The sequence below is a fragment of the Microcystis sp. M_QC_C_20170808_M9Col genome (assembly GCF_007095495.1).
Lineage (GTDB): Bacteria > Cyanobacteriota > Cyanobacteriia > Cyanobacteriales > Microcystaceae > Microcystis > Microcystis aeruginosa.
This window is the reverse complement of record NZ_SFBZ01000008.1, coordinates 1-9,146: the sequence shown is the minus strand read 5'-3', so window position 1 is coordinate 9,146 and position 9,146 is coordinate 1. Positions and strand designations below refer to the sequence as shown.

The following is a 9,146-nucleotide window of genomic DNA, read 5'->3' as shown; positions in this document are numbered from 1 at the left end:
AAAAATAAATCTATCTGTCGGGTTTCGTCGCTGACTTCTTTGCTGATTTCGACGATTCCCAAGGGAGAAAGTAATTGTTCAAGGTAATTTTTGGCAAATTGGTCATGGGGTTTCATGGACTGAGCAGTTAATCGATAATTCTCAATTGTATAGTTATTAAAAAAGTGGGTTTAAATAACCCACTTCTCAAGTGATGATTGGTAGTTTTTGGGATCGTAATTTTCAGACTGTGCCAGAAACTATGAGGATCCATGGCAATTATTCTCCTTGTCAATAGTGAGCAATTGTAAGATTAGACTACATCTTCGAGAAAATCATAAATTTTGTCTAATTGTTCCAAGGTCACTAAACCGTACTGCCAGAGAATCATCGGTAAATGAATTTTATCAGATTGGATCGAGCGCTCGGCCATAGCGATCGATTCTTGGGGAAGGGACAATTCCTCTTGCAGAAATCGTCGGAATTGGGAATAGGCAATCGTGGACATAGGGGGATTTTTTTCCTCAATAGTTATAGTATATCTCGTGATTTTAACAAAACACTACCTGAGCGGTTTCAAGGACAGTTAGTCTTGCGACCGTTTTTTCTGTATCTAAGCTATCTCGATGATTTCGATAGATTTGCTTAAATTGTAATCAGCTTTCCTAAAAATCGCTGGCTCTCTTAAGATAGTCCCGTTAGATCGAGCAGAATTTTGTCTCTGTTTAATCCATAGCAAGGGTAAAGATTATTCAATCTATGACTTGATAGACTATAAAAATCTTAATCGATATGGTTATATCTTAAACAGTATAAATGCGTGATAGCTTATAAAAACCATACTTATATTTCCAGACAAGGGACACCTTCTATAAGAAAGTTAACACCATTTTCAAAAATCAAGGTCTTGAGATAGACTCAATCTTAATTTTATCTCCTTCTTTCACTCCTAATTCTTTGGCTCGGCCCCCGGCTAGTTCGATCACTTGATTAACCATGGTGTTTGGCCCATAGACAGGACAAGGATCGACGGCACAAGGAGGGACATTCAGCAAAACTGCTTTTACTATACCATCTTTTAGAAAAATCATGTCTAGAGGAATCGAGACATTTTTCATCCAAAACCGGGCCATCAGAGGTTGTGCAAAGGGAAATAGCATACCGCGATTTTTCTGCAAAGATGAGCGATACATTAAACCCTTGGCTTGTTGTTCGGGGGTTTGAGCCACTTCTAACTCAATCATCTCACCATTAATATCTGCTTTGGCCGTGATCGGTAATATTTGCCCTTGATTCTCAGTCGTAATCTGAGCCATTGAACTATTATTACCATTGAGATTAGTCGATTGACAACTCAGCAGCAACAAACCTAAAAATAATATTAACTTGATCTTGAGCATAAATGATTTTTTACCAGTTATCACCAATAGTTATCAATACTTAATTTTTCTAGTATAAGTGGAGAATTAAGCAGATAAGACATTAACACAAAGTGGTGACGGCAAATATAAAGATAGTATTAAAAATATCTAGCATGGGGGTGAGCATCCTTCCTTGAGGAGAGGGGCAGGATTGCTAGAACGTATATACTAGGAAAATTCTCAAAGTTATTGGCCGATTTTCCCCCTCAATTTTGCCCTAGTCCGGCAGCAGTCGATCGCCTTCGTAGGTTAAAATACCATTGATCTATTGATCGATTATTGTAGGCTCAGGAGCAATCACCATGACCGCAGAAAGTATGTTATTTAATGGGGCGATCGTGGCGATCGTTCTCGTCCTCGTCGGATTAGCTTGGGGTTTTCTCCTCCTCAAAATCCAAGGTGGAGAAGCGGAATAGCTTGTTTTTCCGTTCATGGTTACTTTATTAGTAATCATGAACTAATTTTTCCCCATGAAAAGTAATTAAGAGAAAATCAATAACTAAAATTTTATAGCTATACCTATGACCACTCCCAAGATCGAGTTTTTTGTCGGTTTATCAGAAGAATTAAGCGGTGTTAGTCTCCGCAAAAATAAAAGTACCGGGATTCGCAATGTCCTGATGACTTTTAAAACCCTGAAAGCGATCGAACGTTTCCAAAGTTTCACCACCCGCACCTACGGTGATCTTCGTCTCACCGATGAGGAAGGAGTGATTATAGTTATTCCCAACTCGACTAAGTTTATTTTTGGAGGAGATGAAGGAGATGAAATTCAACGGGTAGAATGTGGTTTTGAAATCACCGATGAACACTGGGAGCGTTTTCTGCGCTTTATGAATCGTTATGCGGCAGCCAACGGGATGGGGTATCAGGATAAGTGAGAAGTGGGAAGTGGGGTGTAGGGTGTGGGGTGTAGGGTGTGGGGAGAACAAATAAAAATAATCTCCTGACTACCGACTTGAAAGAGGGTGTAGGGTGTGGGGTGTGGGGTGTAGGGAAAGAAACATCTTTCATCTGTGGGGGTGAAAATTTTTTCATCGGGACTGACTCCTGAACTCTGATAGCCAAAAACCAGCTAAAATAAGGATAAATTTAGTCAAGAAACCATGAAAATAGCGATTACTGGGGCGACGGGATTTGTGGGTAGTCGATTGGTGGTCAAACTCTATGATCGCGGCGATGACATCCTAATTTTGACTCGCAATCCCGATAAAGCTGGGAGAATTTACCCAAAGTCAATCTATCCTAAGATAGAGATTATTCCCTATATCGCCACAGAATCGGGGGATTGGCAAAAAGAGATTTGCGGATGTGACGCGGTGATTAATCTAGCGGGAGAACCGATTTCGGAACGCTGGACCGGGGAAGCAAAACGAGCAATCATCGCTAGTCGGGAAATCGGCACCGAGAAAATTGTCGAGGCGATCTCGCGTAGCGAGCGCGTTGCGACCGCACTGGCCGACCAGAAACCGAAAGTTTTAATTAACTCCTCGGCGATCGGTTACTATGGAACCAGTGAAACCGCTAGTTTTGACGAAAATAGCCCTCCCGGTGGCGATTTTCTGGCGGATGTCTGTAAAAAGTGGGAAACAGCCGCCCAAAAAGTTAAAGATTACGGCACTCGTTTAGTCATTCTTCGCACGGGTATTGTTTTAGGCAATGGGGGTGCTTTAGGGAAAATGATCCCACCCTTCAAACTATTTGCCGGCGGACCGATTGGCAGCGGTCGTCAGTGGTTTTCTTGGATTCATCGGGATGATTTAATTAATTTAATTATCTATTGTCTCGATCGCCCAGAAATTAACGGTACTTTCAACGCTACTGCACCCAATCCCGTCCGGATGAAAGAATTCTGTCAGATATTAGGGGAAGTAATGAATCGTCCTTCTTGGTTGCCAGTGCCAGATTTTGCCCTCGAAATTCTCTTGGGAGAAGGAGCAAAAATCGTCTTAGAAGGTCAAGAAGTGCTGCCAAAAGCCACTCAAGCGCTCGGTTTTGACTATCGTTATCCTAATCTAGAAGCGGCCTTACAAGAAATCGTCCCGAAAATGTAGAAAGCTGATACAATAGCCGGACCCAGTGTTCTCAATCTATTTTTCACTCCAGACGGGATGGGAGAATAAAGAGGCGGCCACTCTCACCCCGCGCAGTTGATTTAACAGGGGTAAATGACCGACGGGAGCGCTTAAATCCCAGATAAATTCTTGGGGGTATTTTGTCCAATTATTGCCATTTTTCCAGCCAATTTTCGGCCAGAGTTTCGGGAAATCTTGACCGACACCGAGCCATAATTTGCGCTGCACCGACCAACCGAATTTTCCTTCCGAATGAACTAACCAAAGATGATCAATAGTCTGAATGTCAACCTTGGGAAAAGCTTCTACCTCCGTAAAATAGACCCATTTCCTCTGTATTGCTCCTTCTCCTGCTAATTCACAGAGTTTTTGACGGGTGAGACTATCGGCAGTTTGAAAATCCTGTTTAGCCAATAATTCCTGTAAAAGTCGATAATCGATACCTTTAGCACTATCGAGGGGAACAACACCCGTGGGGAAATAATTAGCTAAAAATTCCTTGCTCTGAGCGCTATTATCTTGGTATAGCAATTGATAAGCCTTACCTGTCACCAGATTAACAGGAGTGGGCTGCTGGGCCAACAAAAAATCTCTCAATACAGTTAGGCCACCTTCTCCGGCCCCGGCTAATTGTGTCAGGATTTGTAATTGATTTTTCGGCGACTCGGTGGCTAATTGACTCATCTTGCGGGTAATATCCTCGCTTTGTTCTTCTACTAACACGCCATTCTGGTCAGTCATATCATCACTTTTAAGACCACTCCTTCAATACTATTACCACTATTTCGGGGTCGCTGCTCGATTTTTTCCTGACAAAAAAGGGATTTTTAGCGGGTGGTTGATCGTACACTGAAAGAGAGAACTATTTTGGTTATCTAGATCACCGACGGTCAAAATTCCCTTGACTGAATCGGGGATGCGCGGAGATTGTCACAAAAATTATCGATTGCTTGACAAAAAACACCGATTATGCTATCAACTGAACCTAAAATCAACAATTCCGGACAAAAATATTTAGCCTATCAAGATTGTCTATCCCCGAATCAAACCCTGTTACCCCTGACAGCCAAGGTTAATAACCGCGATTGTCTAGAAATCGGTGGTTGCGATGTGACCACCCTAGTGGAACGTTTCGGTTCACCCTTGTATATTGTCGATGAAGTCACCCTCCGCACAGCCTGTCGTCAATACCTACAAGGTTTCCAGACTCATTATCCCGGAGAATCTAGGGTAATTTATGCCTCGAAAGCGTGGAATTGCCTGGCTGTATCGGCCGTGGTCGCTAGGGAGGGATTAGGTTTTGATGTGGTGTCGGCCGGAGAAATTCACACGGTGTTAACCGCTTTAGACCAGATCAATAAAACCGCTGTGCCGATATACTTTCATGGTAATAACAAATCGATCGCCGAGTTAGAATATGCGATCGAGCATAACTGCATTATTGTCGTTGATAACTGGCTAGAGTTAGAAAATCTGGTTAAATTAGGCGAAAATCGTCCTGATAACCCTATTCCGATCCTATTGCGGTTAACCCCCGGCATCGAGTGTCACACCCACGAATATATTCGCACGGGTCACTTAGACAGTAAATTTGGTTTTGACCCTCATCAAATCGAAGCGGTATTTGACTATGTTTTAGCTCATCCGCTGCTGAATTGTCTGGGTTTACACGCTCACATCGGTTCCCAGATTTTTGAACGTCAACCCCACCAAGACTTAGCCGCTGTGTTGGCAGATTGGTTTAAATTAGGTTTAGAACGGGGTTTACCCCTACAGCAATTAAACGTCGGTGGTGGTTTAGGGATTCGCTACCTCGAAAGTGATGACCCCCCAAGTATCGAGGAATGGGTACAAGCAGTGTCCTTAGCAGTGGCTAAAGCTTGTCAGGAAAGAGGTATCGCTTATCCGCTGCTCATTGCCGAACCGGGACGCTCTCTGATTGCCACCGCTTGCGTAACGGCCTATACAGTGGGTAATCGCAAAGAAATCCCTGAAATCCGCACCTATATCGCCGTTGATGGCGGAATGTCTGATAATCCCCGACCGATTACCTATCAATCGGTTTACCGGGCCGTGGTCGCCAATAAAATGAGTCAAGAATGTCAGGAAGTGGTGACAATAGCTGGAAAGCATTGTGAATCTGGCGATATTCTAATTAAGGATATTACGCTACCGAAAACCAACCCGGGGGATATTTTAGTGGTTTTAGCCACAGGAGCCTATAACTACAGTATGGCTTCTAATTACAACCGCTTACCCCGTCCGGCGGCGGTAATTGTCCACAACGGAGAAGCTAATCTCATCCTTGAACGGGAAAATCTGGCGGATTTGCTGCGTCAAGACCGTTTACCGAAAAATTGGGTTTAAAGCCTCGCCCTTTGAGGGCGACTTTATAGGATGTATGATATTAAGAATAGGGGGCCGGGTAAGCAACCGCTTAAAAAACCCAGTCATCAACCGATGAACGCACCTTGAAAACTAGAGTTATGGGGTTCTATAGGGGAATGCTCCTATAGGTAAAAGCTCTAAGCGTCAAGTACCAAAGAAACCAATTATTTTAGAGGTTTTGAACTGTATCGTAGGGCATACGAGAACAGGCTTCTGTAAGGTCGCGAAAGTCTGAGGAGAGAACCACCTCTGGGTTGGATTTCGCCAGGAATCTAATTCAAGTGGACTCGTTGAGCCAGAAATTCACAGCAGTGATGCTAGAAGAATCCACGTCCGTTTACGGCGTGGGGTATGTCAACCACTCGACTCTCCTTAATATAAACCTCATCGCTATCGTCCCCCATGTCGGGTTTTTTTCTGGATCCTCGCCGGTTATTGTCCTGGATTCTCAGCCATGGTCTGTCAGTCCTAGACTTTGGGTTAGTTCTCCTCCTTACCTATATGCTGCTGCTAATTATCGGCGAGCGGCGTACCTTTTGGATGGTGCGAGGACTAATCTACTTAATGCTGGCCTCGGTGATTAGCGATGCCCTAGGATTGCGCTTGCTGGGGTTAGTCCTAGAAAAATTGATTTTGGGGGCAGCAGTGGCGATTGCTGTGATTTTTCAGTCGGAATTCCGCCGTTTTTTAGAATTATTGGGCAAAGGTCAAGTGTGGGAATTATTTAAAAAAAGTTCCCCCACTCCCAAGACCGATAATGTCATTGATGAGTTAGTGGACGCGGTGAAGGATTTATCTCAAAATCGCACCGGTGCGCTGATGGTATTAGAAACCAGTGGCAATCTCGACACCAAGGTGTTTGTCAATCCGGGGGTGATGCTCAATGGCCAAGTATCTAAAGAATTAATTCAAACTATTTTTCAAACTAAAACTTTACTGCACGATGGGGCCGTATTTATTCGGGGCGATCGAGTGGTGGCCGCGGGTGTTATTCTACCCTTATCGGAGCGCAGTACCTCTAGGCAATTAGGCACCCGTCATCGGGCGGCCATGGGCATTACCGAAAGGCTAGATAATTGTATCTGTATTGTGGTTTCTGAGGAAACTGGCTCGATTTCCCTCGCGTCGGGGGGTAATTTGGATCGGCCTTTAACCAGTAGTAAACTAAAAGAGCTTCTCGAAGCGAAGTTTTCTCCGTCGGGAGAGGGGGAAGTGGTCGCACCGAGTTGGGGACGTTTAGGGCGTACAATTGGCTTAAAAGGTCGTCTAATCTTAGAAAAATTCTCCCGTTCGCCCAGAGCAACCCCCAAAGATAGAAAATGACTCTTAAACCGAGCTTGTCATCAGAATTACCTACGGATTTAGATAAAAACCGTTTGCCTCAGCACGTCGCAGTGATTATGGATGGGAACGGTCGTTGGGCGAAAAGTCGTGGTTTACCGCGGATTATGGGCCATCAACGGGGAGTAGATGCACTAAAAGACTTGCTGCGCTGTTGTCGTGACTGGGGGATTCCCGCTTTAACTGCTTATGCTTTTTCTACAGAAAATTGGGGTCGTCCCCTCGAGGAAGTAGAGTTTTTAATGACTCTATTCGAGCGGGTTTTGCGGCGCGAATTAGAAGAAATGATGCAGCAAAATGTCAAAATTCGCTTTATTGGTAATTTATCAGCCTTGCCAGAGTCTTTAAGACGGGAAATTGCTAAATCTCAAGCAGAAACTAGCAAAAATTCCGGTATTCAATTTACGGTAGCTACTAATTATGGTGGCCGAGAGGAGATCGTGCAAGCTTGTCAGGTGATCGCTCGTCAGGTGCAACAGGGTTTAGTCTCCCCAGAAGCGATCGATGAATCTCTCTTTGAACAGTATCTTTATACTGCTGGGATTCCTAACCCAGACCTGTTAATTCGCAGTAGTGGGGAAATGCGAATTAGTAATTTTTTACTATGGCAAATGGCCTACGCGGAAATCTATGTTACTGACACCCTCTGGCCCGATTTCGATCGAGTGCAATTTCACCGCGCTTTAAAAGATTATCAGGGTCGTCATCGTCGTTTTGGCAAATTATAAGGGCTGCAGCCCAAATTTAGCGAAATAGCCACTGTGGGGCAGTTAAAGGACAATTTTTGATTTTTACAAGAGGTCTGATCACTTTTAATCTTAAACTCCCTGGGGCAACGGTTAAACTGCGACGAGACGTCGTTTGTGATCTGCTCGATTTCCCCAATACGGTAATCCGTAAATCGGCTGGAGCTAGACTTTTTCCCAGGCTAAAATAAAATAGGGGAGAGAATAACTATCGACGATAAGCAGTTTTAAGATTATGGGATTCTTTGACTCAGAAGTGGTTCAACAGGAAGCTAGACAGCTATTTGAAGATTACCAGTCTCTCACACAACTAGGCAGCGAGTACGGTAAATTCGATCGAGAGGGTAAAATAATCTTTATCGATAGGATGGAGGAGTTAATGGAACGCTACAAGATCTTTATGAAGCGTTTTGAGTTATCTGAAGATTTTTCCGCCCAAATGACCGTAGAACAGCTAAAAACCCAATTAGGTCAATTTGGCATGACTCCGCAAATGATGTTCGACCAAATGCAGCAAACCCTTGAGCGGATGAAGGCAGAAATTCGCTAAAATTGCCGATATTTATCGGGTATTGGCTGTCTTTTGCCCGATATGCCCTCTCCAGTTTACCGCTCAGAAATTTGGGGTTTCTGCGGTTTTTTGAGAACGATGATCTAATAATTTTAAGTAGGTTAGCTGATGAACTCCAGGCCAGATTCACAAGAGAATATTGAGCCACCTCAGTATAGTGAAAAAACTAACCGCATTCAGGCAATCAGTCAACTGATTAAGGCAATAACCCCGTTAATTTGGGCTATAGTTGTTCTAGTGGTTATCTTGCCTCTTTTAGGGAAAATTTGGCTAGGAACTGCCGGCAATGAACCGTTAAAAACTAGGGTTGCTAGCGAAACTAACCTAGAGATTCCCATCACTATACCCGAAAAATATAACAGTCAAATCGATCGGGAGATTAGCCAAGCTTTACAGACAGCGAGAGCAAATTCTCAAAGCTTCGCCCTAGGAGAAATTGAGGGATGGGTGGAGGAGTTGATGACCTGACTGACGGACACATTTTTCAATACAAAGACAAGTACTGTGGCTCTTCTCGACTTTGTGTGATAATTTTTGCTTATGGAATCGTGAAATGCTTACTGGGCAAGACTTTTAGGACTATTTTGCGGATATTCTATCAGTATAGACCCCGTTTCCACACAGA

The 9,146-nt window shown here is 43.7% G+C and carries 10 protein-coding genes and 1 pseudogene; 8 read left to right on the top strand and 3 right to left on the bottom strand.

All coding sequences use genetic code 11. The annotated features are described in order from the left end of the window. Positions 1–292: 292 nt before the first annotated feature. Together EWV68_RS00625 and EWV68_RS00620 are read right to left on the bottom strand one after the other, a co-directional pair. Positions 293–487 (bottom strand): DUF2949 domain-containing protein, encoded by a 195-nt coding sequence (locus EWV68_RS00625; RefSeq protein WP_061430188.1) that lies wholly within the window; start codon positions 485–487, stop codon positions 293–295. A gap of 391 nt (positions 488–878) precedes the next feature. After that, positions 879–1,379: a DUF192 domain-containing protein gene (locus tag EWV68_RS00620; RefSeq protein WP_287168474.1), complete on the bottom strand. Its 501-nt coding sequence runs from the start codon at positions 1,377–1,379 to the stop codon at positions 879–881. 323 nt (positions 1,380–1,702) lie between these two features. On the opposite strand from EWV68_RS00620, the gene petM reads away from it, so the two are divergent. From petM to thyD, 3 genes are all read left to right on the top strand, one after another. Then, entirely contained in the window at positions 1,703–1,816 is a 114-nt protein-coding gene (gene petM, locus EWV68_RS00615) for a cytochrome b6-f complex subunit PetM (RefSeq protein ID WP_012265655.1), read from the top strand. A 105-nt stretch (positions 1,817–1,921) separates the two neighbouring features. Continuing rightward, positions 1,922–2,281, top strand: a complete 360-nt coding sequence (gene psb28, locus EWV68_RS00610) for a photosystem II reaction center protein Psb28 (protein WP_061430190.1) — start codon at positions 1,922–1,924, stop codon at positions 2,279–2,281. A gap of 225 nt (positions 2,282–2,506) precedes the next feature. Further along, entirely contained in the window at positions 2,507–3,454 is a 948-nt protein-coding gene (gene thyD / locus EWV68_RS00605) for a thylakoid membrane protein ThyD (RefSeq protein ID WP_287168473.1), read from the top strand. 36 nt (positions 3,455–3,490) lie between these two features. Here the strand turns inward: thyD and EWV68_RS00600 are convergent, their stop codons facing one another. Next, positions 3,491–4,216, bottom strand: coding sequence for a GUN4 domain-containing protein (locus EWV68_RS00600; protein ID WP_002799083.1), 726 nt, complete (start codon positions 4,214–4,216; stop codon positions 3,491–3,493). A gap of 228 nt (positions 4,217–4,444) precedes the next feature. Between EWV68_RS00600 and lysA the strand changes: the two genes are divergently transcribed. The 5 genes and pseudogenes from lysA to EWV68_RS00575 all read left to right on the top strand — a co-directional run. Then, positions 4,445–5,842: a diaminopimelate decarboxylase gene (gene lysA / locus EWV68_RS00595; RefSeq protein WP_061430192.1), complete on the top strand. Its 1,398-nt coding sequence runs from the start codon at positions 4,445–4,447 to the stop codon at positions 5,840–5,842. Positions 5,843–6,265: 423 nt separating this feature from the next. Next, the gene (gene cdaA, locus EWV68_RS00590; RefSeq protein ID WP_287168471.1) at positions 6,266–7,186 is read left to right on the top strand and encodes a diadenylate cyclase CdaA; all 921 of its coding nucleotides are present in this window, start codon (positions 6,266–6,268) and stop codon (positions 7,184–7,186) included. Then, entirely contained in the window at positions 7,183–7,932 is a 750-nt protein-coding gene (uppS, locus tag EWV68_RS00585) for a polyprenyl diphosphate synthase (protein WP_287168470.1), read from the top strand. The genes cdaA and uppS overlap by 4 nt, the downstream gene beginning before the upstream one ends. A 253-nt stretch (positions 7,933–8,185) precedes the next feature. Next, positions 8,186–8,500 carry a DUF1825 family protein gene (locus EWV68_RS00580; protein ID WP_002738222.1) on the top strand — a complete coding sequence of 105 codons (315 nt, stop codon included), beginning with the start codon at positions 8,186–8,188 and terminating at the stop codon, positions 8,498–8,500. Between the two features lie 129 nt (positions 8,501–8,629). Beyond that, a pseudogene (locus EWV68_RS00575) lies at positions 8,630–8,986 on the top strand (hypothetical protein); the annotation flags it as partial. Positions 8,987–9,146 lie beyond the last annotated feature (160 nt).

Excerpts from the sequence above, each read along its gene's own strand:
- petM (WP_012265655.1), top strand. The coding sequence starts at position 1,703 with ATGACCGCAGAAAGTATGTTATTTAATGGGGCGATCGTGGCGATCGTT.
- psb28 (WP_061430190.1), top strand. The coding sequence starts at position 1,922 with ATGACCACTCCCAAGATCGAGTTTTTTGTCGGTTTATCAGAAGAATTA.
- cdaA (WP_287168471.1), top strand. The coding sequence starts at position 6,266 with ATGTCGGGTTTTTTTCTGGATCCTCGCCGGTTATTGTCCTGGATTCTC.
- EWV68_RS00600 (WP_002799083.1), bottom strand. The coding sequence starts at position 4,216 with ATGACTGACCAGAATGGCGTGTTAGTAGAAGAACAAAGCGAGGATATT.
- EWV68_RS00625 (WP_061430188.1), bottom strand. The coding sequence starts at position 487 with ATGTCCACGATTGCCTATTCCCAATTCCGACGATTTCTGCAAGAGGAA.
- uppS (WP_287168470.1), top strand. The coding sequence starts at position 7,183 with ATGACTCTTAAACCGAGCTTGTCATCAGAATTACCTACGGATTTAGAT.
- lysA (WP_061430192.1), top strand. The coding sequence starts at position 4,445 with ATGCTATCAACTGAACCTAAAATCAACAATTCCGGACAAAAATATTTA.
- EWV68_RS00580 (WP_002738222.1), top strand. The coding sequence starts at position 8,186 with ATGGGATTCTTTGACTCAGAAGTGGTTCAACAGGAAGCTAGACAGCTA.
- thyD (WP_287168473.1), top strand. The coding sequence starts at position 2,507 with ATGAAAATAGCGATTACTGGGGCGACGGGATTTGTGGGTAGTCGATTG.
- EWV68_RS00620 (WP_287168474.1), bottom strand. The coding sequence starts at position 1,379 with ATGCTCAAGATCAAGTTAATATTATTTTTAGGTTTGTTGCTGCTGAGT.